Raw genomic sequence first — 26,607 nt, forward strand, 5'->3', positions numbered from 1 at the left:
TAAACAAAAAGCTAATGCGCAAGGAGCGAATCTGAAAGATCGTGACGCCCTTCAGTCGATAAGTCAGACGGCATGAACGCGTCCGAGGAAGTCCCGCATCAGGGCAGCGACCGCGTCCAGATGCGTCTCGAGCAGCCAGTGTCCGCCGTCGAGCAGATGCAGCTCGGCTTCCGGCAGGTCACGGAAATAGGCCCGCGCCGACTTTTCCGGCATGTAGTGGTCGTTCGGCCCCCAGACGATCAGTGTCGGCGGTCTGTTTTCCCTGAGATATTTCCGATGCTCTGGAAACCAGGCGCGGTTCTTCTTCAGTCCGGCGATCAGCTCGATGGCGATTTCCTTGCGCCGCGGCGTTACCAGCGACCAATGCAGCTTCCAGAGATCCGGCGGTATGGTTTCGCCGAGAGGCGGCGGCAGGTGGTTGAGGAATTCCTCTTTGAAGGTCTCTTCGCTGATTGCCTCGGCCAGCGCCTTCCTCATCTCCGTCGGCGGGAGGCTCCATGTCGCCTCGATATCCGCGTATTTCGGCCCGAGGGCGTCTTCATAGGGGATGTCGCCATTCTGGATGATCAGCGCCGTGATCCGCCTGGGATCTCTGATTGCCAGCCGCGTGCCGATCGGCGAGCCGAAATCATGGAGATAGAGGGCGAAGCGGCCGACGTCGAGCGCGCCGACGAAAGCCTCCAGCCAGGCGGCATAGCCGTCGAAGCTGTAGTCGAAATCGTCGGGCGTGCCGCTGTTGCCGGCGCCGGGGAAATCCGGTGCAATCAGACGCCAGCGATCGGCAAGGCGCGGCATCAGATTGCGAAACTCGTAGGACGAACAGGGATAGCCGTGCGGCAGCAACAGCACCGGAGCATCCGGTGGGCCGGCCTCGCGGTAGAAAGTCTCGATGCCGGCGATCGTCATGACGCGATGGCGGACGAGAGCGGCCACGCTCACCTTCGGTCCTCCTCATGCTGCTCGGCGCCTTCCACCGGTCGCAGCCACGGTTCGCGACGCTTGATCCAAAGTTCGTAGCGCGGCACGAGGGGCGTCGGGGCTTCGGACAAAATGCCGAGCTTGATTTCGGCCTCTTCGTCATCGACGGAAAACAGCCGCGAACCACAGCCGGTGCAGAAATGCCGGCCGCGAAATTCGCCGGTTTCCCCTGAATATTCGAATTGGGCGGCGGGCCAGATTCCATAGAAGGTGAAGGCCGAGCCGCTCTCCTTCCGGCAGTCGGTGCAATGACAGATGCCGACGCGCAAAGCCTCGCCCCGAACAGAAACCTGCACCTGCCCGCAAAGACAGTTTCCGGAAAGCACGGTCATCGCTGATACCCCGTTCATGATCTCGCAATTGCGGGGAAACGGCCTGACCTTGCATCTGTTCCCTTGGCAGCTCACGCTCTGCGGGCTGCCGATGGTTCAGATCACCACGGTCTGGTTGTCGCGGGCGGCGAAGGATTCGGGAAAGGCGGCCTGCGCCTGCGCTTCCATCTGCGCCAGCTGTTCGTCCGTGCGCGAGGGGGCGTGATGGAAGAGAGCGAAGCGCTTGGCGCCGGCCATTCTGGCCAGCTCGGTGCCATGCTGCCAGGTCGAATGGCCGAAGCCTTTGAAACGCTGCATCTCGTCTTCATTGTAGGTGCAGTCGTAGACGACGAGATCGGCGCCCTGCATCATCTCCAGCGAGACCGGGTCATAGCTGCCGGGGATATGCTCGATGTCATAGATCAGAGCGATCGACCTACCCCGCCATTCGATACGGTAGCCGATGGCGCCGCCCGGATGGTTGAGCGTGAACGTTTTGATCTCGACACCCTCATGCGGGCTCAGAACCTGGCCGGCATGGAAGTCGCGGAAGTTCATCGTCGCCTGACAGATGTCGGTCTTGACGGGGAACCAGGGCGGGCTGATGAACTGCTCGACCATTTCCCGTGTGCTCATCTTGCCGTCGAGATGGCCCGACCAGATGTTGACGTTGATCGAGGGATAATAAATCGCCTTGAAGAAGGGCAGGCCGATGATGTGGTCGTAGTGGCAATGGCTGAAGAACAGATCGACGTCGCTGACGCCGTCGGCAAGCAATGACAACCCCGCCTCGCGCAGGCCGGAGCCCGCGTCGAAAAGCATCCGATGGTTTCCGCAGCGAATTTCGATGCAGGATGTGTTACCGCCGTAGCGGTCGAACTCGGGGCCCGATACGGGAATACTGCCGCGGACGCCCCAAAATTTTATCTGAAACAGTTCTGTCGTCATCGTTTTTCAAACCGGCCTTCCCGCTTCGCCATCGTACTCATAGTTTATCCCGATGCGAAGCAGCAGAATTCACGGGTTTGCCTGCGCCCCCTTTCACTCTCCTAACCGCTAGCGGAAGAAGAAGTAGATTTTCCTAAGCAATCGGCTTTCGCGTCGGAAAGCAACCCAGTATGGTTGGTTTTCGGTAAATGGGCTGCTGGGGCGGGGCGTTTTCCGCAAGTCATGCCTATTAGATGGTTGCGCGCGATCGAAAAAACAATTGCCGCGCCGGGCGACGGAATGTTCGCTGTATGCCGGCTGCTGCCGGCCGCGTCACGCAGTTCCGAGTCTCTTGATATTTCCGATGAGTTCCACGGCGAGCCGCAGCGAGGCGGCGGTCGCCACGGTCATTTGCGGCAGCAGCAGCCATTCGAGCGTCCAGGCGGCACCCGAGCGTTCCTGTTCATGGACGAGCGACTGGTGGATACCGGAGATCGCCGTGGCATTGAAGCGGGCAAGCGAGACCAGGACTTCGGCGGCGACCGGATTCTGTTTGTGCGCCATCGCCGAGGAAGTGCCGCCGCCTGCCATTTCGATCTCGTCGCCGGCCTGGGCGAGCAGGGCGATATCCTGGCCGATCTTGCCCAGGCTGCCCGAGATCGACGCAAATAGGCCGGCGATATCGGCGATCACCAGGCGCGTGCTCTGCCATTGGGTTATATCGGTAAGGCCAAGCTCCTGGGCGAGCGAGGCGCGAATTGCCGGGCCTTCCGGCCAGAGTTTGTCGAGGGTGCCGGCCGCACCGCCGAACTGGACGGGAAAATTCTGCTCGGTCAGCCGGTCGCGATAGGTCGTCAGCGGCGCGCGCCAGGCTGCGAGACGGTCGGCGACGGTAATCGGGATTGCCGCCTGCATGCGGGTATGACCCATGAGCCGGTTGCGGCCGAACCGGCCATCGAGCCCGTCCAGCCCTGCAATGACGGCGGAAAGCCGGCCGGCAAACAGGAAAACCACCGCCTTCAGCCGGATCATCAGGCTGGTGTCGATGACATCCTGGCTTGTGGCGCCGAGATGCAGGCTCTTGCCGGCTTCCTCGCCGACCGCGGCCCGCAGCTGCTTGATGAAATCGGGGACGACGACGCCGTCGCGCGCCGCTGCCGAGCGAAGACTGGCGAGATCGGGGGAAAAGCCGGCGCAGGCTGCGGCGATCTTTTTTGCCGCTTCTGCGGGGATGAGCGCGTGATCGGCTTCGGCTTTGGCGAGCGCCGTTTCGAAGGCGGCCATGGCGCGGAGATCGGCTTCGGCGGAAAAATAGGGCGCGATCTCATCGTCGCCGATGAGGCCGGAGAGAAAGGGATGGTCGAAGGGCGATGCGGTCATGGTCTGCTCTTTGTGGCTGCGGCCCCCTCATCCGGCTGCCGCCACCTTTTCCGCGAGGGCAGAATGGATTTTGTGGCACTGTACCCTCTCCCCGCGGGGAGAGGGTAGGGTGAGGGGGCTACTTGCGCAAGATTTCGTGAAGAAGCATTCTGCGAGACCCCTCAAATATCGAGAAACACCGTCTCCTTTGCCCCCTGCAAATGGATATCGAAATGACACGTCGCGCCGTCGCGGGTGGCGATCATCGTGGCGACGCGCTCGCGGTGTTCGATGCGCGATAGCAGCGGATCGGCGGCGTTGGCTTCCGTCTCTTCCGGGAAATACATGCGCGTCTGCAGACCGACATTGATGCCGCGGGCGACGATCCAGACGGTAATGTGCGGGGCTTGTCGGCGGCCGTCCTTGAAGGGGACGCGGCCGGGCTTGATCGTCTCGAAGCTGTAGACGCCGTCCTCGCTGCGTGTCGGGCAGCGGCCCCAGCCGGTAAAATTCGGGTCGGCGGCGCCGCGCATTTCCGAGGGGCTGTTGTAGAGCCCGGCGCTGTCGGCCTGCCAGATCTCGACGACGGCGTCGCGTACCAGGGCGTCGGCGCCGTCGAAGATGCGGCCGGTGACGGTGATGCGTTCGCCGAGCGTCTTGTCGTTGATCATCTGGGCGCCGAGATCGCTGTTGTAGACGCCCGTTATGTCACAGAAATTCGGCGTCAGGCCGATATGGACATAGGGGCCCGCCGTCTGCGACGGGGTTTCCTTGAGATAGCCGAGCTGCTGCATGGTCAGTTGCCCTCCAGCCTGTTTTCGAACATCGTCGAGCGGCGGCCGCGCAGCACGATATCGAATTTATAGGCGCGTGCATCCATCGGGATGGTGTTTCCCCAGTCCAGCGGCGCGATCAGCTGCTCGATCGCCGCCTTGTCGGGGATGGTGCCGACGATCGGACATTTCCAGATCATCGGATCGCCCTCGAAATACATCTGGGTGATCAGCCGTTGGGCAAAGCCGTGGCCGAAGATCGAGAAATGGATATGGGCGGGGCGCCAGTCGTTGACGCCGTTCGGCCAGGGATAGGCGCCGGGGCGCACCGTGCGGAAATGGTAGCGGCCTTCCTCGTCGGTGATGGCGCGGCCGCAGCCGCCGAAATTCGGGTCGATCGCCGCGAGATAACTTTCCTTCTTGTGGCGATAGCGCCCGCCGGCATTGGCCTGCCAGAACTCGACCAGCGCACCGGCAACCGGCCTGGCGCGCTCGTCGAGCACCCGGCCATGGACGATGATGCGTTCGCCGATGGCGCTTTCGCCCGGCCGCGCGTAGTTCAGGATGAGGTCGTTGTCGAGTTCGCCGATGATCGAATGGCCGAAGACCGGGCCTGTGGTTTCGGAGATCGTGCCGTCGAGCGACAGCAGCGCGCGTTGCGGCGCGCGCAGCACCGAGGTTTTGTAGCCGGGGGTCAGGGCCGGCGCATGCCAGGCACGGTCGCGGGCGAAGAAGGCGCCGGTCTCCGGCCTGCTGTTTGCTCTTTCAGTCATGTTTCTCCCTCAGGCCGCCTTTTCGGCGTCCATTTGCGCAAAGGTCTGCTTTGCAATCTTGATCGCATGATTGGCGGCGGGAACGCCGGCATAGATCGCCACATGCAGGAGCGCCTCGCAAATATCCTGGCGCGTGGCCCCGGTATTGGCGGTGGCGCGCACATGCATGGCAACCTCATCGTCCTGGCCCAGAGCCGCCAGCAGGGCGATGGTGACGATCGAGCGCTCACGCTTGGTCAGGACAGGACGCGACCAGACATGGCCCCAGGCCGCTTCGGTGATCAGCTCCTGAAAGGGGCGGTCGAACTCCGTGGCGGTCGCGGCTGCACGGTCGACATGGGCATCGCCGAGCACGGCGCGGCGGGTCGCCATGCCCTGCCGGTAGCGTTCGGAGGGAGTCTCGTTCATGGGCTGCTTTCTCCAGGCGAAATCGATGTGAGGAAGGCGCGGATGATCGCCGTCAGCGCTTCCGGCTGCTCGACGCAGGGAATGTGGGCACAGTCCGGGATGACCTCGTAACGGGCGCCCGGGATCAGCCGCGCTGTGGAAAGCACGAGATCGGGCGGCGTCGAACCGTCCTGGTCGCCGACGATGCAGATCGTCGGCAAGGTGATCCTCTTGGCCGCTTCGGTCAAATCGGCGTCGCGGATCGCTTCGCAGGCGGCGATATAACCTTCGACCGGCTGGCGCGTCAGCATGTTGCAATAGCCGGAATAGGCCGTGTTTTCGGGCCGGCGGAAGGCGGGGGTGAACCAGCGCTCCATGATGGCGTCGACGATGCTGCCGATGCCGTTTTGCTCGACCGCGGCGATGCGGGCATTCCAGCTTTCGGCTGTACCGATCTTATGGGCGGTGTCGCTGAGGATGAGGGCGCCGACAAGATCCGGCCGCCGCTGATAGAGAGACTGGGCGATCAGGCCGCCGACGGAGAGGCCACAGATGACGGCGTTCTTCACCGACAGCAGATCGAGCAGGCCGGCGAGATCGGTCGCATGGTCTTCGATCGACGCGGGGAGCTGGCCGAGATCGGACAGGCCGTGGCCGCGCTTGTCGTAAAGCACGATGGCGTAGTCGCCGGCAAGCCGCACCACGACATCGCGCCAGATGCGGAAATCCGTCCCGAGCGAATTGACAAAGACAATCACCGGCCGGTCGGCGGGCGCGCCGATGACCTGATAATGGATCGTTACGTCGTTTATGCGGGCGAATTGCACGTTACGTCCTCCTTATTCAAGTCCGGGCACACCGCCTCCGCCATCCGCGGCCTGGATCCTCGGGTCAAGCCTGGTCAAGCCCGAGGATGACGGAATGTGGGGTTAGCCTTCTCGCCAAACTGATCTCGTCCAACAGTGTCACACCGCATTGCGTGTTTTCACCAAGCCGCACTTTCTTTCCTATTCTCATCAGAGGAGCCCGGCCACAGGCGACAACGCCGCGAATGGCTCCTTGTGCTCTCCCGCCCTCCGTCATGCTCGGGCTTGACCCGAGCATCGACACGGCAACCACCGGCCGCGGCCTGGATCCTCGGCTCAAACCCGAGGATGACCGAGTGTGAGTTGCCTTCCCGGCAAAACTCGCCACCATCTCTCGACCTTAAAACTGAATGGTTGATCCGGTTAAGTAAAATGATATTTTCTGGCATTTCGATAACCCCGGAGTTATGGAATGATCGACAGCCGCATCAAGTTTCGCCATCTGCAGACTTTTGTCGAGGTGGCGCGGCAGAAGAGCGTCATGAAAGCGGCCGAATTGCTGCATGTCAGCCAGCCGGCGGTGACGAAGACGATCCGCGAACTGGAGCAGGTGCTGGGTGTCGACGTCTTCGAGCGCGACGGCCGCGGCATCAAGATCACCCGCTACGGCGAGGTTTTCCTGCGGCATGCCGGGGCGGCGCTCACGGCGCTGCGCCAGGGTCTCGATTCCGTGTCGCAGGAACAGTTCGCCGAAGCGCCGCCGATCCGCATCGGCGCCCTGCCGACGGTCTCGTCGCGCATCATGCCGCGGGCGATGGAGCTCTTCCTCCAGGAGAAAACGTGGAGCCGGGTGAAGATCGTCACCGGCGAGAATGCGGTGCTGTTGGAAGAGCTGCGCGTCGGCGACCTCGATCTGGTCGTCGGGCGTCTGGCCGGCGCCGAAAAAATGGCGGGCTTTTCCTTCGAGCATCTCTATTCCGAGCAGGTGGTGTTTGCCGTGCGCGCCGGTCATCCGCTGCTTGACGGTCGGAAGTCGCTGTTCTCGGCCTTCGGGGACTATACGGTGCTGATGCCGACGCGCGGTTCGATCATCCGGCCGGTTGTCGAAAATTTCCTGATCGCCAACGGCGTTTCCAGCCTGCCTAACCAGATCGAGACGGTATCGGATGCCTTCGGCCGCGCGTTCCTCAGGGCAAGCGATGCGATCTGGATCATCTCCAACGGCGTCGTGGCCGACGATGTCGCCGATGGGCGGCTGGCGCTTCTGCCGGTCGACACCGGCGAGACGAAGGGGCCGGTCGGGCTGACGATGCGCACCGATGCCGTGCCGTCGCTGCCGCAATCGATCCTGATGCAGACGATCCGCGAGGCGGCCGGGGAGCTTTCCCGAAGCCCGGCTCTTTAAATCTGCTTGATGATTGTCCAGATTCGGACTATATCTCATTCAAGACAGGAGGCCATTATGCAGCATGCGCAACGCGCGGACAGGGAAGGCGAGGGGCCACAGCGGCTGGAGATAGATCGCTTTGCGCCGGCCAACCGCCGGCGGCTGAGTGCACCCGCTTTGCGAACCTTCCTGGCGATCGCCGATCTCTGGGGCTTGAGCGAAGAACAGCGTCTGCTCGTGCTCGGCTATCCCTCCCGCTCGACCTATCACAGCTGGGCCAAACAGGCGCGCGAGCACGGGGCTTTCACGCTCGATGTCGATACGCTGACCCGGATCTCGGCCGTGTTCGGCATTCATCAGGCGCTCGGCGTGCTGTTTTCCGACGAACGCGCCGGCGTCGCCTGGCTGCGCACACCGCACCAGGCGCCGGTTTTCGGTGGGCATCCGCCGCTCGACATCGTGGCGAACGGAACCCAGGACGGGTTGATGACCGTGCGCCGCTTCCTCGATGGCGCGCGCGGCGGCGTCTATATGCAGCCGAACAAGCTCGACGAAGCTTTCACGGCTTACGAAGATGCGGACATCGTCTTCCGGTGAGGGACCGTTTTGCCGAGGCGCCGCGCCCATCCTACCGGCTGATCCCGTCGCAATTTCCACCGATCGGGCTTTTCGAGACGGTGACGCGGGCGGCCGATCTCGAAGCGGTGATGGAACTGGTCGGCTGGACCAACGACCGTCTCGTGGCCGACCGCATACAGCGGCTTCCCAGGGATGAATGGGTTTACGGCACTGCGAATGCCAGCATCGTCATGGCCGCCTTCCTGCATGTCGCCCCCGGCGGCACACGCTTCAACGGCCCCGATCTCGGCGCCTGGTATGCCGCCGACAATCTGAAGACAGCCGCCGCCGAGGTCGGCCATCATCTCAGGCGCGAGGCTGTCGCGCGGGGGGTGGCGACGATGGCGCGCACCTATCGAAGCTATTCGGCCATCCTGATCGGCGATTACCTCGACATTCGCGGCGAACAGGCGCTGCGGCCCGACGTCTATGACGGCACGAGCTATGCGGCCTCGCAGCTGCTCGGAGAACAGGTGCGCGCGAGCGGCGGCGCAGGCATTCTTTACGACAGCGTGCGGCTGAGAGGCGGCGTCAACATCGCCGCACACCGGCCGCGCAATATTCGCGACGTGGTGCAGGCCGATCATTTCGAGATCACCGTTTCGGCCACCGACCGGCGCATCGACGTCAGAAAGCTTGCAAGCCGGCGACGACAGCCGAAAGGCGGCGCTTAGTCTAAATCGGCAACCGCGCCGCCCAGGCCTTGGCCGCCTTCGCCATCGTGGCAAGGTGATCGGTAGCGGAGAAGCCGGAGATTATCTTGCGCGGCTTGAGGTCGTGGTCGCCGTCCTCGAGCCAGAGGATTTCGATCCTCTCGGAAAGATCGTAGCCCGGCACCTCGTCGCGCGTGCCGAATTCGTCGCGCGTCCCCTGGCAGATCAGCGCAGGCGTCGTGAGCTGCTTGAGATGGCCCGTGCGCAGCTTATCCGGTTGGCCGGGCGGATGGAAGGGATAACCGAGGCAGAGGAGGCCGGCGATCTTCCCCTTGTCGTGGAGATCGTCGGCGATCATGCTGGCGACGCGGCCGCCCATCGACTTGCCGCCGATGATGAGGGGGCCTTTTGCGCCGAGCGCGGCAATCGCCGCCTCATATTCGGGATTGAGCGTTTCGGCGCGCGGCGGCGGCTTGCGGATTCCGCTGCGGCGGGCGGCCATATAGGCGAATTCAAAACGAGCGACGCGGAAATCGGCATCGGCAAGCGCCTTCGCCGTTGCCGTCATCGACGCAGAATCCATCGGCGCCCCGGCGCCATGCGCAAGCAGGATCGTGAAGCGCGCATCCTCGGGGCCCTGCAGCAGAAACCTGTCAAGCATCGGCAATCCTCCATCCGCCCTCGGAACCATGTCGACGGCCGTGACTTGTTCCTGGAAAGGAGACAGACAATGTCAACGAACGACGAAAACGTAAAGCCGGAGCAGCGCCGTCCCAAGGATGTCAATTCCGTTCCCGGCAAGCCTGAACCGGCCGACGCCAAATCGATGGCGCCGCCGGCGGTGCAGCCGGCTGGGGAGGGCGATAAAAGCGAGCGGCCGGTGGTCAATCCCGTCACCGGCGCCGCGCTTTAGCGGCGACTCGCTGAAGGTGATACAGAAACCCCTTGAAACCGAGAAAGGGAGCGTCCATATAGCGGGCCTGCCTGAAAAATGGATGCGCCCGGTATCGACGTCGTCGAGCTGATCGCTGTCCGACAGGATAAGGGCGCTCCCCGCAAGGGTCGAGCGCCCTTTTTGCTTTTCAGCCCTCGGTGCCTCCAAGCAGTTTCTGTGTCGAGATCGGAGGAACCCCACCAAGATCTATATAGCACTTCGGGATCGCGAAATAGGTTGCGGGATTGAATTCATTCACTATTTCTCTGCGGCGCGATGGCCCAAACCGGCTCGAATTTCGGAATACCGAAGCGGGGTAATTTCGGGATTCCGAAGTGGGAAATTTTTTATTACCCTGTCGATTTTCACGTCCGCCGATCGTCATTGTAACGATGTGCTCCAATTCACCTTTGGTCGGCACATCAGGCAACGACAGGAGGATTGTCATGGATAGCAGTCAGCTGGTACCCGCCGCCGTACTGGCGGCCAAGAACGGCGTCCGGTTCCCCAACGAGAGCGAGGAATATCGCATCGCTCGCGATGCGCTGCTCGCCGAAGAGATCGAATTGCGCCGCCACATCGAACGCGTTGCGGTACAGCGCCGGGCGCTGCCGCCGGGCGGCGCGGTGACGAAAGACTACCGCTTCGAAGGCGCCGGCGGTCCGATAAGCTTCAGCGAGCTGTTTGCCGACAAGGAAACGCTGGTCGTCTACAGCTACATGTTCGGCCCCGAGCGCGAGCGCCCGTGCCCGATGTGCACCTCGCTGCTGTCGGCCTGGGACGGCGAGGTGCCCGATATCCAGCAGCGCGTTGCGCTTGCGGTCGTTGCGCTTTCGCCGATCGGCAGGCTGCTGGCCTTCAAGAAGGAGCGTGGCTGGCAACACCTGCCGCTCTATTCCGATCCGACGGGCGATTACAGCCGCGACTATCACGCCATCGGCAGGGGCGGCGGCGATGATGCGGCCTTCAACGTCTTCACGCGGCGCGACGGCACCGTCCGCCATTTCTGGAGCGGCGAGATGGGCGAGGTGACGGCCGATCCGGGCGAGGATCCACGTGGCGCGCCCGATCTGATGCCGCTCTGGACCGTGCTCGACTGCACGCCGGAAGGCCGGGCGCCGGACTGGTATCCGAAACTGTCCTATTGAGGCTGCAGGCCGTCAGCCGATGGAACGGTTTCTCGGCGCCTCGGCCCATTCGATGTTGGTGACCGAGGCCTCCGGCAGCGGCGTCGGGTCGATATCGTAGACATAGCCGCTCAGCATGTCGGCGGCGCGTTCCGTCGCCTTGATCTTGGCTTCGGTTTCGGCCACCGCCTTGCCGATCGCCTCGATGCGGGCACGGAACATGTGCGCGAGCACATCCCGGCCCGACTCTTTGGCGAGCCGCTCTAGATGCAGCCGGATTCGCGAGGCATGGCGCTCCAACTCGCTCTTGCTGAAACGCGCCTTGCGCAGTTCCTCCGAAAGGCTGTCCTGCATGACGGCGACGGGATCGAAACTTCCCGGCGCGCGCTCATCGAGTACCGCATCGGTGACGAGCTTCTCGATCATGACCAGCGCCTGCAACTCGGCCGCATCGGCGAATTCGACATCATAGCCGGTATCGTCGTAGACCTTGCGGCGGACCGGATCGAGGAGCAGCGCATAGGCCTTCTGCAGGTTGTCGAACGCTTGCGAATCGCCGCCCGAATCCGGGTGGGCGACCTTCGCAAGCTTGCGATAGGCTGCCTTCAATTGCGCTTCGTCCGCATCGCGTTCAACGCCGAGAATATCGTATGGATCCGTCACGCCTGCTCCCCTGCTGCCCCTGGTCTCGCGGGCAGTCTAGGTCTTCTTCTGTATCAGAAAGGCGAAGTTTAGACCGAAAGCACGAATGACGTCCATGGCCCGACATGGAAATAGCCGCTGCGGACGCCGGGACTGTTGCGCGATTATCAAATTGTTTCAAGTCGTTGTGCCGCGATCAGTTTGTAACGATCGAGACGAGATAACATTGGGCTTCACCGTCGACTTCAAGCACGCTTTCTGCCCGATTCTCGATCAGCAGCACATCGCCGGCCGCCAGCGCGCCGGTCTCGGCGCCCTGCCGGAACGACAGGGCGCCGCGGTGGCAGAGCAACAGGCATGTCGACGACATCAGCGGCAGGGTCTTGCCGCCGGCGATTTCGATGCGGACCAGTCGGTGGGTAATCCCCTCGCGGCGGGTCATGACATTGAGATCGGTGATTGCGCCGTCCTGCAGTTTCGCCGTGACTGGGATATCCGCCTGGAAGGCCAGCGGATCGCTCGCCGTCGTCAGCAGCACCGGCGCCCTGCCTTCGATGTCGAGCACCATGCCGTTGCCGTCGAGGATCGCCAGCGTGCGGTCGATGCCGGGAAAGATCGAGAACGGCCCGTCGGCCGCGACGGTTGCCATGCTGACGCGCCAGTCGAAGCCGGCGAGGCCGGCCGCTTCGGGCGAAACGGCGATCTCCACCGTCTCGCCGCCGCCGTTTTTCCACGGCATGCGCCTGTGATCGCTGGCGCGCAGGATCCGCATGGGGCTCAGTTCCCGAGAATGCCGGGCAGGCGCAGACCCTTGTCCCTCGCGCAGTCGAGGGCGATGTCGTAACCGGCATCGGCGTGGCGCATGACGCCGGTCGCCGGGTCGTTCCAGAGCACCCGCTCAAGACGCCTGGCCGCATCGTCGGTGCCATCGGCGCAGATGACGACGCCCGAATGCTGGGAGAAGCCCATGCCGACACCGCCGCCATGGTGCAGCGATACCCAGGTGGCGCCAGACGCCGTGTTGAGCAGTGCGTTCAGCAGCGGCCAGTCGGAGACGGCGTCGGAGCCGTCCTTCATCGCTTCGGTTTCGCGGTTCGGCGAGGCGACGGAACCGGAGTCGAGATGGTCACGGCCGATGACGATCGGGGCGGAAAGTTCGCCGTTCTTGACCATTTCATTGAAGGCCAGAGCCAGGCGGTGGCGGTCGCCGAGGCCGACCCAGCAGATGCGCGCCGGCAGGCCCTGGAAGGAGATGCGCTCTCTGGCCATGTCGAGCCAGTTGTGCAGGTGCTTGTTGTCGGGCAGCAGTTCCTTCACCTTGGCGTCGGTCTTGTAGATATCCTCCGGATTGCCCGACAGGGCAGCCCAGCGGAAGGGACCGATGCCGCGGCAGAACAGCGGCCGGATATAGGCCGGCACGAAGCCGGGGAAGGCGAAGGCGTTCTCGAGGCCTTCGTCCTTGGCGACCTGACGGATGTTGTTGCCGTAGTCGAGGGTCGGAATGCCGGCATTCCAGAAGGCGATCATCGCTTCGACATGCTCGCGCATCGAGGCGCGCGCGGCCTTTTCGACCGCCTTCGGATCGCTTTCGCGCTTGGCCTTCCACTCGGCCATCGTCCAGCCCTTCGGCAGGTAGCCATTGATCGGGTCGTGGGCCGAGGTCTGGTCGGTGACGATGTCGGGGCGGATACCGCGGCGGACCATTTCCGGCAGGATTTCGGCGGCATTGCCGAGCAGGCCGACGGATTTGGCTTCGCCGGCCTTGGTCCAGCGGTCGATCATCTCGAGCGCTTCGTCGAGCGTCTCGGCCTTGGCGTCGAGATAGCGGGTGCGCAGGCGGAAATCGATCGAGTCAGGGTTACATTCGACGGCGAGGCAGCAGGCGCCGGCCATGACGGCGGCGAGCGGCTGGGCGCCACCCATGCCGCCGAGGCCGCCGGTCAGGATCCATTTGCCCTTGAGATTGCCGCCGTAGTGCTGGCGGCCGGCCTCGACGAAGGTCTCGTAGGTGCCCTGCACGATGCCCTGTGTGCCGATATAGATCCACGAGCCGGCCGTCATCTGGCCGTACATGGCAAGGCCCTTCTTATCGAGCTCGTTGAAATGGTCCCAGGTCGCCCAGTGCGGCACGAGGTTGGAGTTGGCGATCAGCACACGGGGCGCATCCTTGTGGGTGCGGAAGACGCCGACCGGCTTGCCGGATTGCACCAGCAGCGTCTCTTCTTCCGTCAGCGTCTTCAGCGTCGCGACAATGCGGTCGAAGTCCTCCCAGGTACGGGCGGCTCGGCCGATGCCGCCGTAAACGACGAGCTCGTTCGGATTTTCGGCGACATCGGGATCGAGATTGTTCATCAGCATGCGCAGCGGCGCTTCGGTCATCCAGCTCTTGGCATTGAGCTCGTTGCCGCGAGGCGCACGGATTTCGCGGATATTGTGGCGTGGATTGCTCATGGCGGTTCCCCTGTCGAGTGATCGTTATCGTTTCAGGCCTGGCGCTATCTGCTCGATGCGCACCAGAATGTCTTTGAGATGGACGCGAAGCCTGTCCGCTTTCGTAGTGTCGTAGGCAAATGGCGGCGCCTCGCTCTGCAGATGGGTCGATTGCGCGAGCTCCATCTGGATCGCATGCACGCCGGTCTCGGGCCGGCCATAATGGCGGGTCGTCCAGCCGCCCTTGAAGCGGCCGTTGAGCACGCTGTCATAGCCATCTGCGGCTTCGACGACGGTCAGCGTCGCCTGCTCGATGGCGCCGTCGCATGTCCTGCCCATATCGGTGCCGATATTGAAATCCGGCAGCTTGCCTTCGAAGAGGAAGGGAATGTGCGAGCGGATCGAGTGGCAATCATAGAGGATCGCCACGCCGTGCATTGTTCTGACGCGCTCGATCTCGGCGGCAAGGGCGGCATGATAGGGCGCATGAAAGTCCCTCAGCCGCGCCGCGATATCGGCCTCGTCAGGCGCCTGCCCATCCTTCCAGATCGCCTTGCCGTCGAAGTCCGTTTCCGGGACGAGGCCTGTGGTGTTCTGGCCTGGATAAAGGCTGACGCCCTGGGGATCGCGGTTGGCGTCGATCACATAGCGGTGGAAGGTGGCGCGCACGGTTGTGGCGTCGGACAGCAGGCCATCATACAGCTCGTGGATATGCCAGTCGGTATCGGCGAGGATCCGGCCATTGTCGTTGAGGCGATCGTAAATCGCCGGCGGCACGTCGGTGCCAGTATGGGGGAAGGCGAGGATGACGGGGGAGGTGCCCCGATGAATTTCGTATGGGACGGTCATGGGCAAAGCGCTCCGGCGGTGCGGGGGTTACCCCCCTCTGTCCTGCCGGACATCTCCCCCACAAGGGGGGAGATCAGCTGGGGGCACCCGCTTGCTCCAACATCAGCTGTTTGGGGAGGTGCCATCCGCATGCCGATCTCCCCCCTTGTGGGGGAGATGTCCGGCAGGACAGAGGGGGGTACCGAGTGCGCAACCATCACGATCAACCCTCCAGAACCGGCAAGATGCCTGACGAAACCGAGGCGTTCAGCGCGCCCGTCGCCACCAGTTCCGCGGCGGCGGCGAGGTCGTTTGCCATGTAGCGGTCGACGTCCAGGCTCGGCACCTGCCTGCGGATTGCCGCGATCGCCTTCAAAAGCTCCGGGCTCGTTGCGAGCGGCGCGCGCAGTTCGACGCCCTGGGCGGCGGTCAGCGCCTCGATGCCGATAATGCCGAACAGGTTTTCGGTCATCTGCAGCAGGCGGCGGGCGCCGTGGCAGGCCATCGAGACGTGGTCTTCCTGGTTGGCCGAGGTCGGCGTCGAATCGACCGAGGCGGGGTGCGACATCTGCTTGTTCTCAGACATCAGCGCCGCCGAGGTGACCTCGGCAATCATCAGGCCGGAGTTGAGGCCCGGCTTCTTGGCGAGGAAGGCCGGCAGGCCGTAGGAGAGCACCGGGTCCACCAGCAGCGCGATGCGGCGCTGCGAGATCGCACCGATCTCGCAGACGGCGAGGGCGATCTGGTCGGCGGCGAAGGCGACCGGTTCGGCGTGGAAGTTGCCGCCCGATACAACCGAATTGTCCGACAGCACCAGCGGATTGTCGGTGACCGCATTGGCCTCGATCTCCAACGTGCGGGCGACCGAGCGCAAGAGGTCGAGGCAGGCGCCGTCGACCTGCGGCTGGCAACGGATGCAATAAGGATCCTGCACGCGCTCGTCGCCCTCGATGTGGCTCTGGCGGATGACGGAGTTTTCCAGCAGGCCGCGAAGCGCGGCTGCGGTATCGATCTGGCCCTTGTGGCCGCGCAAGGTATGGATATCGGCATGGAAGGGTGCCGAGGAGCCCATGGCGGCGTCAGTCGACATCGCGCCGGTGATCAAGGCGGACTGCGCGGCGCGATGGGCGCGGAAGAGGCCGGCAAGCGCCAGCGCCGTCGAGGTCTGCGTGCCGTTGATCAGCGCCAGGCCTTCCTTGGCGGCGAGCACGACCGGTTTCAGTCCGGCCTTTTGAAGGGCAGCTGCGCCGGAAAGGCGCTCGCCGCCGAAGAAGGCTTCGGCCTCGCCCATCATCACCGCCGCCATGTGGGCGAGCGGCGCAAGATCGCCGGAGGCGCCGACCGAGCCCTTTTCCGGGATCAGCGGGATGACGCCCCTATCAAGCATGCCTTCGATCAGCCGCACCAGCTCCAGCCGCACGCCGGAGGCGCCGCGGCCGAGCGAGACCAGCTTCAGCGCCATGATCAGCCGGACGACATTTTCCGGCAGCGGCGCGCCGATGCCGCAGCAATGCGACAGGATGAGATTGCGCTGCAGCGTGGCGACGTCAGCGCTGTCGATCTTGATCGAGGCGAGTTTGCCGAAGCCGGTATTTATGCCGTAAACCGGCGCATTGCCGGCGGCGATTTCGGCAATGCGGGCGGCGGCCTTGGCGATACCGGCATCGAAGGCGGGATCGAGCCTTGCCGGCTCGCCGGTCCAATAGATGCTTTCCAGATCCTTGAGCGAGACGGAGCCCGGGTGGAGCGTAATGGTCATCGACCGTTCCTTTCGCCTTTGAAGACGCGTGTATGAAGCGGGTTGAAGCCGATGCGGTAGACGAGCTCGGCAAGGCTCTCGATATTCCAGACGGCGAGATCGGCAGATTTGCCGGCTTCGAGCGTTCCGGTCTCGCCGATGAGGCCGAGGGCGCGGGCACCTTCGCGGGTGGCACCGGCGATGCATTCCTCGACGGTGAGGCCAAACAGCGTCGCCGACATGTTCATGGTGAGCAGCATCGAGGTGAGCGGCGAGGTGCCCGGATTGCAATCGGTGGCGATTGCGATCGGCACGCCCGCCCGGCGCAGCGCCTCCACCGGCGGCTTCTGCTTTTCATGAATGGCGTAGAAGGCGCCGGGCAGCAGCACGGCGACGGTGCCGGCGGCGGCCATTGCCGCAACGCCTTCCTCGTCGAGATATTCGAGGTGATCGCAGGAGAGCGCGCCATAGGCGGCCGCCAGCTTGGCGCCGCCGAGATTGGAGAGCTGCTCGGCATGCAGCTTGACCGGCAGGCCGAGAGCCTTCGCCTTGTCGAAGACGCGGGCGATCTCGGCCGTCGAAAAGGCAATGCCTTCGCAGAAGCCGTCGACGGCATCGGCTAGGCCGAGATTATACATGTCGTCGAGACCGGGCAGCACAATTTCGTCGAGATAGTCGCCGTTGCGGCCCTTATAGTCGACAGGCGTCGCATGCGCGCCGAGATAGCTGGTGGCAACGCGGACCGGCCTGACATGGCCGAGCAGGCGGGCGCTCTGCAGCATCTTCACTTCGCCGGTTCGGTTGAGACCATAGCCGGATTTGATCTCGATCGTCGTCACGCCTTCGGCAAGCAGCGTATCGAGCCGCGGCAGCGCCGTGGCGACAAGTTCCTCGACCGACAGGGCATTGGTTGCCTGAACGGAGGAGACGATGCCGCCGCCGGCCCGCGCAATCTCCTCATAGGAGGCGCCTTCGAGCCGCATCTCGAATTCGCGGGCGCGATTGCCGCCGTGAACGATATGGGTGTGGCAGTCGACGAGACCCGGTGTCACCCAGCGGCCTTCGAGATCGATGATGTCCGAGCGTTCGATCGCCGATGCCGGCAGCTCGCTTTCAGCGCCGGCAAAGGCGATGCGGCCGTTTTCGATCAGAACGGCGCCCTTTTCGATGATGCCGAGCCCGGCTTTGTCTGGTGCGAGCGTCGCCAGGCGCGCATTGCGCCACAGCGCCGGCCTGACGTCGGCGGATGCGGTCTCTTCAGAAAAATTGTTCCCGGTCATCAGCTTTGCGCCTTTCCTTATGCCGAAACATGTATATACATAATAAGCAGGTGACAAGAGAAATTTTGCGCGCTCTTCTGGAAAAGAAAGATCGGCGGCGCGGCAGAAGGGGAGAAAAGGCCATGACCACACTTCACGCAGGCACGGCGCTGACGCCGCAAGGCTGGCAGAAGGACGTGCGGCTGACGCTCGAGGCCGGGCGCCTCGCCCGGGTCGAGGTGGGCGTTGGCGCCGCGCCCGGCGATGAGCGCCATGCCCTGATCGTCCCGGCCATGGGCAATCTGCACAGCCACGCCTTCCAGCGGGCGATGGCCGGTCTTGCCGAGGTGCGCGGCCCGACAAACGACAGCTTCTGGAGCTGGCGCACGGTCATGTACAAGTTCGCTTTGGCGATGACGCCGGAGCATGTCGAGGCGGTCGCAGCCAAGCTCTACGCGGAGATGCTGGAGGCAGGCTTTTCCCGGGTTGGCGAGTTCCACTATCTCCATCATGATAAGGACGGAGCGGCCTATGCCAATATTGCCGAGCTTGCCGAACGTATCGGTGCGGCGAGCCAGGAGACGGGCATCGGTCTGACCCTGCTGCCGGTCTTCTATGCCCATTCCGGTTTCGGCGGCGCTCAGCCGATCGACGGCCAGCGGCGCTTCATCAATTCGCTCGAAAGCTTCGAAAGGCTGATGGAAGGATGCCGGGCGGTGATCGGCAGGCTCGACGGCGCCGAACTCGGACTGGCGCCGCACAGTTTGCGGGCGGCTACCCCGGAGGAACTGGCCAGGGTCGTGCCGTTGGCGGGCGAAGGCCCGATCCATATCCATGTCGCCGAGCAGGTGAAGGAGGTCGAGGACTGCGTCGCCTGGTCGGGCGCGCGGCCGGTCGAATGGCTGCTCGATCATATGCCGGTGGATGAGCGCTGGTGCCTCATCCATGCGACGCACATGACCGAGGACGAGACGCGGCGGATGGCGAAACGCGGCGCGATTGCCGGCCTCTGCCCGATCACCGAGGCCAATCTCGGCGACGGCGCCTTTCCCGCGCCGCTCTTCCTTGAAGAGGGCGGGCGTTACGGCATCGGCTCGGATTCCAACGTGCGGATCTCCCTGCCGGAGGAACTGCGCCAGCTCGAATATTCGCAGCGCCTGGCGCTGCGCGCCCGCAATGTCGTGGCCGCGCCCGGCGGTTCGACGGCGCTTTGCCTGTTCAACCAGGCGCTTGCCGGCGGCGGCGCGGCGCTGAAGGCCCCGGCGGGCATCGCCGAGGGCGGTCATGCCGATCTCGTTGCGCTCGATGCCACGGCCGTTCCTTATCTTTCCGGCGATCAGATCCTCGATCACTGGCTGTTTGCCGGCGGCATTTCCGTCGATTGCGTCTGGGCGCGCGGCCGCAGGCAGGTAGAGGGCGGTCGCCATCTCAAGCGTGACGCCATCGATCGTCGATTCCTTGCTGCGATGGGTGAGTTGCTGGCTGCCTGAAAAAGCGCTTTTCACGGTGGCGCATTCGATCTAGATCGGAAAACCAAATCGGAACTTGGCGATGAATCAAAGCAGGGATACCACCTTGCATCAGCGCATCCTGGGCGACATCGAGGGCCGTATCGTCTCGGGCGAATGGCCGCCGGGGCATCGCATTCCTTTCGAGGTCGATCTCGCCACGCAGTATGACGTCTCGCGGATGACGGTGAACAAGGTGCTGACCCAGCTCGCCAAGGCCGGCCTGATCGAGCGCCGCAAGAAATCCGGCAGCTTCGTCACCCAGCCGCAGGCGCAATCGGCGGTTCTCGAAATCCACGACATCAAGGCCGAGGTGCAGTCGCTGAACCTGCCCTATTCCTATGCGGTGTCGAAGAAGGCGAGCCGCAAGGCCAAGGCGGAAGACAGCCGCCGGCTGGAGCTGCCGGTCGGGTCCTCGGTCGTCGAGGTCGTCTGCATCCACAATGCCGGCGCACGGCCCTTCTGTTTGGAGGAGCGGCTGATCAGCCTTGCGACCGTGCCGGAGGCGGCCGATGCCGATTTCCTGACGGTGGCGCCGGGGCCGTGGCTGCTCAACCAGGTGCCGTGGAGCACCGCCGAACACCGGATCCACGCCGTCTCCGCCAGCGCCGAGGTGGCGGCCGTCCTCGACATCGCCCGCAACACCGCGTGCCTGGTGGTGGAGCGCCGCACCTGGAGCGGCGCCGGCCCGGTGACCCACGTGCGCTTCACCTATCCCGGCGATCGTCACGCGCTGGTGGCGCGATTCACACCGGCGTCGCAATAAACTACAGGTTCCATATACAAGGTAACGAGTGTTTTAATCTTCGAACATCTTGCCGCTGCGCGCCTCGAGCCGATAGCGATAGCCGGGATAGACGAGGCGGGCGGTCGAGACCACCTGTTTGGCCGACCATGTGCGCCGGCGGATCGTCAGGCAGGGCTCGCTCTTCAGGATGGTCAGGAGCTTGCATTCCCAGGCCTGCGGCATCGCCGCCTCGACGACGTGCTCGGAGCCGCTGAGCGGGGCGGCGGCCGTCAAATAAGCGTTCGGCGTCAGCGTCGTGAAGTCCTGCTCCAGATATTCGGGAGCGGCCTCCGGATGGACGAACCGGTCCTCGATCTGCACGGGAACGCCGTTTTCGCTGTGCACGATCAGCGAGTGGAAAACGGCCGCGCCGATTGCCAGTTCCAAGGCGTCAGCAATCTCGGGAGAGGCGGTTTCCCGGGCCAGAACGACGACAGTGGCCTCGTGGATATGACCGCGTTCGGCGATCTCCTCGGCGATGTTGCGCACCTCGAACAGCGCTGAATAACCCTTGCGCTCGGCCACGAAGGAGCCGACGCCCTGGATGCGGACGAGTTCGCCTTCGTTGGCAAGCTCGCGCAGTGCCCGGTTGGCGGTCATCTTGCTGACGCCGAGTTCGACGACCAGTTCGTTTTCCGACGGCACGCGGTATTTCGGCGGCCATTCGCCGCTGTGGATGCGGTCGAGGATCACCTGCTTGACGCCGGCGTAGAGCGGCGTGCTGTCATTTCCCGCCAGGTCGCGCTTCATTTCGCCGGAACGCTTCATTGCCTATTCCTTTTGCACGGATGCAATTTGCCACATAAACGACTTTCCTCTTGCATATCACAAAATATCTCATATGGTACCATATACAACCTCCCAATCGGTCCTGGACACAAAAATAGGACGGAAAGGGCAAGCCGGCGAAGATCGGCGTGGCGCCGCAAGGTCTGTTTCAACTCCAGAGGAGAATTCATCAATGAAATTCAGCACAATCCTGTTTTGCGGCGTCGCCGCTCTTTCCGCCTTTGCTGCCCCCGCCTTTGCCAAGGACTGGACGAAGGCGACCATCACGCTTGAAGGCGCCTATGCGCCGTGGAACCTCACCAATGCCGACGGCACGCTCGGCGGCTTCGAGCCGGAGCTTGCCAAGGTGCTGTGCGAACGCGCCAAGATCGAATGCACGCTCGTCGCTTCCGACTGGGACGGCATGATCCCGGCGCTCAATGCCGGCAAGTTCGACGTCATCATGGACGCGCTGTCGATCACCGAGGAGCGCAAGCAGGTCATCGACTTCACCGTTCCCTATGCCGCGACACCCGCCGCCTTCGCCGCCGCCAAGGACAGCCCGCTGGCGAAAGCCGCCGGCACCGGCGCCACGATCAAGATGACGCCCGGCCAGACCGGCGTTAAGGAGATCGACGCGCTGAAAGAGGCCTTCAAGGGCAAGACGATCGGCATCCAGGCGGCGACCGTCTATGCCAAGTTCGTCTATGACAATTTCGGCGACATTGCCGAGATCCGCGAATACAAGACCGGCGCCGACCGCGATCTCGACCTGCAAAACGGCCGCATCGACCTCGGCTTCGATGACGCCGTCTATTTCGCCAATGCTTTCCAGGCCGCCAACGGCGCGCTCGACTTCACCGGTCCGGAGATCGTCGGCTCGATCTGGGGCGAGGGCGAGGGCCTCGGCGTCCGCAAGGCCGACACCGATCTGCGGGACAAGTTCAACGTGGCGATCAAGTCGGCGCTCGCCGACGGCACGGTCAAGAACCTTTCGATGAAGTGGTTCAAGGTCGACGTCAGTCCGCAGCAGTAATCGCTTCGGCCGTTTGGCCGCAGGCGCCGGTCTCCGGCTTTATCGCCGGAGACCGCGTGTTATTCTCGATCGACAAGAACACTGCCACGGACGGGGAACGACGCTATGGCAACCTTGGAACTGCTTGGCTTCGGCTCGACGGGATGGGGCGCGCTGCTCATTCTCGCCGCCTTGATGACGCTGGCCGTCACCGCGACGGCGCTTGCGATCGGCGCGGTGCTCGGCGCCATCGTCGCGGGTGCGAAGCTCTCCGGCAATCCTCTCCTCGTCGCCTTCGGCAATGTCTATACGACCGTCTTTCGCGGCGTGCCGGAACTGCTGATCATCTATCTCATCTATTTCGGCGGTTCCTCCGCCGTCACTTCGATCGGCAAGGCGATGGGCTACGAGGGTTTCCTCGGCCTGCCTTCTTTCGCCGCCGGCGCGCTTGCCGTCGGCATCATCTCCGGCTCCTATCAGGCGGAGGTGTTCCGCGGCGCCTATCTGGCGATCGCCAAGGGTGAGCTCGAAGCCGCTTCGGCGATCGGCATGAATCGCGGCATGCGCTTCCGCCGCATCATCATCCCGCAGGTGCTTCGCTTCGCCATTCCCGGCCTCGGCAATGTCTGGCAGCTTAGCCTCAAGGATTCGGCGCTGATCTCCGTCACCGGCCTTGCCGAGCTGATGCGCACCAGCCAGGTGGCGGCGGGTTCGACCCGGCAATATTTTCTGTTCTTCATCGCCGGCGGCTGCCTCTACCTGATCCTGACCAGCCTTTCCGACCGCATCTTCAACGGCGCGGAACGCCGCGCCAATCGCAGCATGCCGGCCTCCGCCATGGGCCAGGCGTAAGGGGACGACGATGGATTTCACCTTTCTCGCCTCGACCATGGTGACGCTGCTGAAAGCCGTGCCGACGACGCTGATCCTGTTTTCGCTGTCGATCTTCTTCGGCGGTCTGCTGGCGCTGGTCATCGTCACGATGCGGGTCAGCGGCAACCGCTATCTGTCGGGTTTCGCCAAGGGCTATATCTTCGTCTTTCGCGGCTCGCCGCTCTTGATCCAGATGTTCCTGGTGTTCTACGGCCTCGGCCAGTTCGGCGTCATCCGCTATTCCTTCCTCTGGCCGTTCCTGCGCGAGCCGATGGTTTGCGCCGTGCTGTCGCTGGCGCTCTGCACCGCCGGCTACACGGCGGAGATCTTTCGCGGCGGCATCCGCGCGGTTTCGCCGAAGGAGATCGAGGCGGCCCGTTCGATCGGCATGTCCGGCTTCCTGATGGTGCGCCGCATCCTGGCGCCGATTGCCTTCCGCCACGCGCTGCCGGCCTATTCCACCGAGATCGTGCTGATGATGAAATCGACGGCGCTCGCCAGCCTCGTCACCGTCTGGGAGGTCACCGGTGTGGCCCAGCGGCTGATCTCGCAGACCTACCGCACGATGGAAGTCTTCCTCTGCGCGGCGATCATCTATCTCGTTTTGAACTTCATCATCCTGCAGGGCATGGCTCTGCTCGAATATTCGCTGTCCCGACACCGCCGTGCGATCCCGCAGGCGCTGAAGGCCTAGGCGGAACCTGAATCGATTGGAGCAACCATGCCAGGCGTAACCCGACTTTCGGTCCGCAATATCCGCAAGAGCTTCGGCACGCACGAGGTGCTGCGCGGCATTTCCCTCGATGCTGAGGACGGCGACGTGATTTCGCTGCTCGGCGCCTCCGGCTCCGGCAAATCGACCTTTCTGCGCTGCATCAATCTGCTCGAAACCGCAAGCGACGGTGAGATCTGGGTCGATGGCGAGCACATCGAGATGGTTCACAAGAACGGCAAGACAAGGCCGGCCAGCCAGAAGCAGGTCGACCATATCCGCTCCGAACTCGGCATGGTGTTCCAGTCCTTCAATCTCTGGTCCCATATGACGATCCTGCAGAACGTCATCGAAGGGCCGATCCATGTGCTGAAGCGGCCGCGCGCCGACTGCATCGCCGAGGCCGAAGCGCTGCTCGAAAAGGTCGGCATCGCAGACAAACGCCATGCCTATCCCGCCCATCTCTCCGGCGGCCAGCAGCAGCGCGCCGCAATCGCCCGCGCGCTCGCGATGAAACCGAAGGTCATGCTTTTCGACGAGCCGACCTCGGCGCTCGATCCGGAACTTGTCGGCGAAGTGCTGCGCGTCATGCGGGCGCTTGCCGAGGAAGGCATGACCATGCTCGTCGTCACCCATGAGATGAGCTTTGCCCGCAACGTCTCGAACCGCGTCGTCTTCATGCGCGAGGGGCTGATCGAAAGCAGCGGCAAGCCGGACGAGATGTTCACAACAGGCGCGACCCCCGCCTTCCGCCAATTCATCGGCCATTTCGGAACAGGGCAATGACGATCACCATCGAGACCGTGCTGACCTGGCGCGACGTCGCGCGCGTCGGGGCAGGGGAAGCGCTTGCGCTGTCGCCGGCCGCCTGGGCGCGGGTCGAGCAGGCAAGCCGCATCGTCGCCAGCATCGTCGAGACCGGCGTGCGCGCCTATGGCGTCAACACCGGCGTCGGCGCGCTTGCCGATACCGTGGTCGACCGGGCTTCGCAAAGCCTGCTGTCACGCAGCATCGTGCTCAGCCATGCCTGCGGCGTCGGGCCGCTGCTGGCCGGCCGCGATGTGCGCGCCATCATCGCCGCCCAGATCGCCAATTTCGCCCATGGCCATTCCGGCGTGCGGCGCGAGATTGTCCAGCATCTCACAGCCTTGCTGGAACATGATTGCATCCCCGACGTGCCGTCGAAAGGCTCGGCCGGTTATCTCACCCACAATGCCCATACCGCGCTCGTCCTGATCGGCGAAGGCAGCGCCACTGTGGCCGGTCGGCGCATGAGCGGCCGCGAGGCGCTGGCGGCGATCGGCCTGCAGCCGCTGGTGCTCGGCGCCAAGGAGGGTCTGAGCCTCGTCAACGGCACGGCCTGCGCCACGGGGCTGATCGCCACGGCGCTTTTGCGCGCCGAACGGCTGCTCGACTGGGCCGATGCCATCGCAGCGCTGACGCTGGAAGCGGCAGGCTGCCAGATCGCCGCCTTTGATGCGGCGGTGCTGGCGCTGCGCCCGTCTGCCGGGATCGAAAAGGTCGGAGCCAGCCTGCGCGGTCGGCTCCAGGGCAGCGGCCTCGTCGCCGCCGCCTTCGGCCGGCGCACGCAGGATGCGCTCAGCCTTCGCTCGGTGCCGCATGCCCATGGCGCCGGCCGTGACGTTTTCGACAATTCCGCCCGCATCGCCGATCAGGAACTTGCCTCGGTCACGGACAATCCGGCCGTCTCAGGCACGCCGGAGCAGCCGATCGTCGCCTCCGAGGCCCATGCCGTCGCCCCGGCGCTCGGGCAGGCGGCCGACAGCTTGGCGATTGCGCTGGCGCAGATCGGCGCGATCAGCGAGCGGCGCATGGACCGGCTGGTCAATCCGCTGGTCAGCGGCCTGCCGCCGTTTCTGGCGAGCGATGCCGGCAGCCATTCCGGCTTCATGATCGCGCAATATACCGCAGCCGCGCTCAGCAACGAGAACCGCCGGCTTGCCGCACCCGCGGCCATGGACGGGGGCCTGACTTCCGGCCTGCAGGAGGATTTCCTCGCCCATCCGACGGCGGCCGCCGGCAAGCTGCTCGCCGTCATCGACAATGCCGAATATATCCTGGCGATCGAACTGATGGCCGCGACCCAGGCGCATGATTTCCTGGCGGCGACGGCGCCGCGGGCGGTAGGCACGGATCTCGTCTATCAGGTCGTGCGACAGCGCATCTCCCATTATGGCGACGAGCGGCCGCTGAGCGGCGATATCGAGGCCGCGCGTAGTCTGATCCGCGAGACCGCGCCGCCGGCCGTCTAAGCGAGGGCTGTCAGAAAGGTTTGCTGGTCGACGAATCCTGCTTGGCCGGCTCGCCGGCCTCGAGTCGTTTGAGGCACTGGGCGAAGGTTGGATAGAGCTGGTCCACCCGGGAAAGCGGCAGCGTCCAGTCGCCCTCGTCGCCGACAAAGGTCAACTGCACGTCAGGCGTTCCGGCAAAGGAATTCTTGATGATCTTCTTCAGTCCGGCGCTTCCCTTGCTGCCTTTGGGCCAGAGGCGAAGCGTGTTCTTGTCGAAGAATTCGGCGGCTACCACCTTCGTGATCGCCCGATCGGTCAGCGTCACCTCGGTCTTGGTGCCGGAAGGAATGTCCCATGTATTCTTTCCCACCAACCAGAACGTTTCGGCGGCGCTCTGGCGGAATTCCATGGTCTTGCCCAGTTCGCTGTCCCACAGCAGCCGGCAATAGGCAGGGTGTTCGCTGGCAAAGCCGACAGACCACTGTCTCGCGCCGCCCATCCATTCGGTCTCGCCCAAGGCCGAGACCGGCGGCAGGACGGCCGCCATCAGAACCATCGCGGTCAGAATTTTCATCGCCGAAACCTCTCCAGGTCAATCGCTCCAGCCATAGCAAAAGAAGGTTGAGCTTTTGCTACCGAGCCGCCGGGATGGGCGACGAATGCTTTCATGAACGGCTCTCAAATGTCGAAAGGTCTTGAATTTGCGGCTCACCTTGCCGATCTGGCGGGGAACGGCATGATCAGAAGGGAGTTCGACGCCAG

29 protein-coding genes are annotated in these 26,607 nt (G+C 63.8%); 12 read left to right on the forward strand and 17 right to left on the reverse strand.

Annotated features, from left to right (window positions below; genetic code table 11):
- Nucleotides 1-63: 63 nt before the first annotated feature.
- The 8 genes from J2J99_RS27305 to pcaD all read right to left on the reverse strand — a co-directional run bounded on the left by J2J99_RS27305 (nucleotide 64) and on the right by pcaD (nucleotide 6,335).
- Nucleotides 64-906 (reverse strand): alpha/beta fold hydrolase, encoded by an 843-nt coding sequence (locus tag J2J99_RS27305; RefSeq protein WP_168296567.1) that lies wholly within the window; start codon nucleotides 904-906, stop codon nucleotides 64-66.
- A 29-nt stretch (nucleotides 907-935) separates the two neighbouring features.
- Nucleotides 936-1,310, reverse strand: coding sequence for a GFA family protein (locus J2J99_RS27310; RefSeq protein ID WP_168296568.1), 375 nt, complete (start codon nucleotides 1,308-1,310; stop codon nucleotides 936-938).
- A gap of 96 nt (nucleotides 1,311-1,406) precedes the next feature.
- Nucleotides 1,407-2,237 (reverse strand): MBL fold metallo-hydrolase, encoded by an 831-nt coding sequence (locus tag J2J99_RS27315; RefSeq protein ID WP_168296465.1) that lies wholly within the window; start codon nucleotides 2,235-2,237, stop codon nucleotides 1,407-1,409.
- Nucleotides 2,238-2,549: 312 nt separating this feature from the next.
- The gene (locus J2J99_RS27320) at nucleotides 2,550-3,596 is read right to left on the reverse strand and encodes a 3-carboxy-cis,cis-muconate cycloisomerase (RefSeq protein ID WP_168296466.1); all 1,047 of its coding nucleotides are present in this window, start codon (nucleotides 3,594-3,596) and stop codon (nucleotides 2,550-2,552) included.
- A 161-nt stretch (nucleotides 3,597-3,757) separates the two neighbouring features.
- Nucleotides 3,758-4,369 (reverse strand): protocatechuate 3,4-dioxygenase subunit alpha, encoded by a 612-nt coding sequence (gene pcaG / locus J2J99_RS27325; protein ID WP_168296467.1) that lies wholly within the window; start codon nucleotides 4,367-4,369, stop codon nucleotides 3,758-3,760.
- 2 nt (nucleotides 4,370-4,371) lie between these two features.
- Complete coding sequence (gene pcaH, locus J2J99_RS27330; protein WP_168296468.1) at nucleotides 4,372-5,121, reverse strand: protocatechuate 3,4-dioxygenase subunit beta; 750 nt, start codon at nucleotides 5,119-5,121, stop codon at nucleotides 4,372-4,374.
- Nucleotides 5,122-5,130: 9 nt separating this feature from the next.
- Nucleotides 5,131-5,529 (reverse strand): 4-carboxymuconolactone decarboxylase, encoded by a 399-nt coding sequence (gene pcaC / locus J2J99_RS27335; protein WP_168296469.1) that lies wholly within the window; start codon nucleotides 5,527-5,529, stop codon nucleotides 5,131-5,133.
- Entirely contained in the window at nucleotides 5,526-6,335 is an 810-nt protein-coding gene (pcaD, locus tag J2J99_RS27340) for a 3-oxoadipate enol-lactonase (protein WP_168296470.1), read from the reverse strand. Before pcaD ends, pcaC begins: the two co-directional genes overlap by 4 nt.
- A gap of 451 nt (nucleotides 6,336-6,786) precedes the next feature.
- Between pcaD and pcaQ the strand changes: the two genes are divergently transcribed.
- The 3 genes from pcaQ to J2J99_RS27355 are packed head-to-tail and all read left to right on the forward strand — an operon-like array spanning nucleotide 6,787 to nucleotide 8,993.
- A complete protein-coding gene (gene pcaQ / locus J2J99_RS27345; protein ID WP_168296471.1) occupies nucleotides 6,787-7,719 on the forward strand; it encodes a pca operon transcription factor PcaQ in 933 nt (310 codons plus the stop codon).
- A 57-nt stretch (nucleotides 7,720-7,776) separates the two neighbouring features.
- Nucleotides 7,777-8,298 carry an MbcA/ParS/Xre antitoxin family protein gene (locus J2J99_RS27350; protein WP_168296472.1) on the forward strand — a complete coding sequence of 174 codons (522 nt, stop codon included), beginning with the start codon at nucleotides 7,777-7,779 and terminating at the stop codon, nucleotides 8,296-8,298.
- Complete coding sequence (locus J2J99_RS27355; protein WP_168296473.1) at nucleotides 8,295-8,993, forward strand: RES family NAD+ phosphorylase; 699 nt, start codon at nucleotides 8,295-8,297, stop codon at nucleotides 8,991-8,993. The genes J2J99_RS27350 and J2J99_RS27355 overlap by 4 nt, the downstream gene beginning before the upstream one ends.
- Nucleotide 8,994: 1 nt before the next feature.
- On the opposite strand, the gene J2J99_RS27360 is transcribed toward J2J99_RS27355, so the two are convergent.
- On the reverse strand, nucleotides 8,995-9,633 hold the full coding sequence (locus J2J99_RS27360) for an alpha/beta hydrolase family protein (RefSeq protein WP_168296474.1): 639 nt from the start codon (nucleotides 9,631-9,633) through the stop codon (nucleotides 8,995-8,997).
- Nucleotides 9,634-9,702: 69 nt separating this feature from the next.
- Here J2J99_RS27360 and J2J99_RS27365 point away from each other — a divergent pair, with 69 nt between their 5' ends.
- Nucleotides 9,703-9,885: a hypothetical protein gene (locus J2J99_RS27365; protein WP_168296475.1), complete on the forward strand. Its 183-nt coding sequence runs from the start codon at nucleotides 9,703-9,705 to the stop codon at nucleotides 9,883-9,885.
- A gap of 467 nt (nucleotides 9,886-10,352) precedes the next feature.
- Nucleotides 10,353-11,054, forward strand: coding sequence for a DUF899 family protein (locus J2J99_RS27370; RefSeq protein WP_168296476.1), 702 nt, complete (start codon nucleotides 10,353-10,355; stop codon nucleotides 11,052-11,054).
- A gap of 12 nt (nucleotides 11,055-11,066) precedes the next feature.
- Here J2J99_RS27370 and J2J99_RS27375 read toward each other — a convergent pair whose 3' ends face one another.
- From J2J99_RS27375 to hutI, 6 genes are all read right to left on the reverse strand, one after another.
- Nucleotides 11,067-11,696: a J domain-containing protein gene (locus tag J2J99_RS27375; RefSeq protein ID WP_168296477.1), complete on the reverse strand. Its 630-nt coding sequence runs from the start codon at nucleotides 11,694-11,696 to the stop codon at nucleotides 11,067-11,069.
- Nucleotides 11,697-11,871: 175 nt separating this feature from the next.
- On the reverse strand, nucleotides 11,872-12,447 hold the full coding sequence (locus J2J99_RS27380) for a HutD/Ves family protein (RefSeq protein ID WP_168296478.1): 576 nt from the start codon (nucleotides 12,445-12,447) through the stop codon (nucleotides 11,872-11,874).
- A gap of 5 nt (nucleotides 12,448-12,452) precedes the next feature.
- Entirely contained in the window at nucleotides 12,453-14,126 is a 1,674-nt protein-coding gene (gene hutU / locus J2J99_RS27385; RefSeq protein WP_168296479.1) for a urocanate hydratase, read from the reverse strand.
- 24 nt (nucleotides 14,127-14,150) lie between these two features.
- On the reverse strand, nucleotides 14,151-14,954 hold the full coding sequence (gene hutG / locus J2J99_RS27390; RefSeq protein WP_168296480.1) for an N-formylglutamate deformylase: 804 nt from the start codon (nucleotides 14,952-14,954) through the stop codon (nucleotides 14,151-14,153).
- 202 nt (nucleotides 14,955-15,156) lie between these two features.
- Nucleotides 15,157-16,692 carry a histidine ammonia-lyase gene (hutH, locus tag J2J99_RS27395; RefSeq protein ID WP_168296481.1) on the reverse strand — a complete coding sequence of 512 codons (1,536 nt, stop codon included), beginning with the start codon at nucleotides 16,690-16,692 and terminating at the stop codon, nucleotides 15,157-15,159.
- On the reverse strand, nucleotides 16,689-17,951 hold the full coding sequence (gene hutI / locus J2J99_RS27400; RefSeq protein ID WP_168296482.1) for an imidazolonepropionase: 1,263 nt from the start codon (nucleotides 17,949-17,951) through the stop codon (nucleotides 16,689-16,691). Before hutI ends, hutH begins: the two co-directional genes overlap by 4 nt.
- A 122-nt stretch (nucleotides 17,952-18,073) precedes the next feature.
- Here hutI and J2J99_RS27405 point away from each other — a divergent pair, with 122 nt between their 5' ends.
- On the forward strand, nucleotides 18,074-19,420 hold the full coding sequence (locus tag J2J99_RS27405) for a formimidoylglutamate deiminase (RefSeq protein ID WP_168296483.1): 1,347 nt from the start codon (nucleotides 18,074-18,076) through the stop codon (nucleotides 19,418-19,420).
- A gap of 61 nt (nucleotides 19,421-19,481) precedes the next feature.
- Nucleotides 19,482-20,204, forward strand: a complete 723-nt coding sequence (gene hutC, locus J2J99_RS27410) for a histidine utilization transcriptional repressor HutC (RefSeq protein ID WP_168296484.1) — start codon at nucleotides 19,482-19,484, stop codon at nucleotides 20,202-20,204.
- Between the two features lie 33 nt (nucleotides 20,205-20,237).
- Here the strand turns inward: hutC (J2J99_RS27410) and hutC (J2J99_RS27415) are convergent, their stop codons facing one another.
- Nucleotides 20,238-20,993, reverse strand: coding sequence for a histidine utilization transcriptional repressor HutC (gene hutC / locus J2J99_RS27415; protein ID WP_168296485.1), 756 nt, complete (start codon nucleotides 20,991-20,993; stop codon nucleotides 20,238-20,240).
- Between the two features lie 193 nt (nucleotides 20,994-21,186).
- Between hutC (J2J99_RS27415) and J2J99_RS27420 the strand changes: the two genes are divergently transcribed.
- From J2J99_RS27420 to J2J99_RS27440, 5 genes are all read left to right on the forward strand, one after another.
- Nucleotides 21,187-22,029, forward strand: coding sequence for a transporter substrate-binding domain-containing protein (locus J2J99_RS27420; protein WP_168296486.1), 843 nt, complete (start codon nucleotides 21,187-21,189; stop codon nucleotides 22,027-22,029).
- 105 nt (nucleotides 22,030-22,134) lie between these two features.
- Nucleotides 22,135-22,860 carry an ABC transporter permease gene (locus tag J2J99_RS27425; protein ID WP_168296487.1) on the forward strand — a complete coding sequence of 242 codons (726 nt, stop codon included), beginning with the start codon at nucleotides 22,135-22,137 and terminating at the stop codon, nucleotides 22,858-22,860.
- Between the two features lie 10 nt (nucleotides 22,861-22,870).
- Nucleotides 22,871-23,575, forward strand: a complete 705-nt coding sequence (locus tag J2J99_RS27430; RefSeq protein ID WP_168296488.1) for an ABC transporter permease — start codon at nucleotides 22,871-22,873, stop codon at nucleotides 23,573-23,575.
- Between the two features lie 27 nt (nucleotides 23,576-23,602).
- The gene (locus J2J99_RS27435) at nucleotides 23,603-24,379 is read left to right on the forward strand and encodes an ABC transporter ATP-binding protein (protein WP_040111353.1); all 777 of its coding nucleotides are present in this window, start codon (nucleotides 23,603-23,605) and stop codon (nucleotides 24,377-24,379) included.
- A complete protein-coding gene (locus J2J99_RS27440) occupies nucleotides 24,376-25,866 on the forward strand; it encodes an HAL/PAL/TAL family ammonia-lyase (RefSeq protein WP_168296489.1) in 1,491 nt (496 codons plus the stop codon). Before J2J99_RS27435 ends, J2J99_RS27440 begins: the two co-directional genes overlap by 4 nt.
- Before the next feature lie 10 nt (nucleotides 25,867-25,876).
- Here J2J99_RS27440 and J2J99_RS27445 read toward each other — a convergent pair whose 3' ends face one another.
- On the reverse strand, nucleotides 25,877-26,419 hold the full coding sequence (locus J2J99_RS27445) for a hypothetical protein (protein ID WP_168296490.1): 543 nt from the start codon (nucleotides 26,417-26,419) through the stop codon (nucleotides 25,877-25,879).
- Nucleotides 26,420-26,607: the final 188 nt, after the last annotated feature.

The sequence above is a fragment of the Rhizobium binae genome (genome assembly GCF_017357225.1).
Taxonomy (GTDB): domain Bacteria; phylum Pseudomonadota; class Alphaproteobacteria; order Rhizobiales; family Rhizobiaceae; genus Rhizobium; species Rhizobium binae.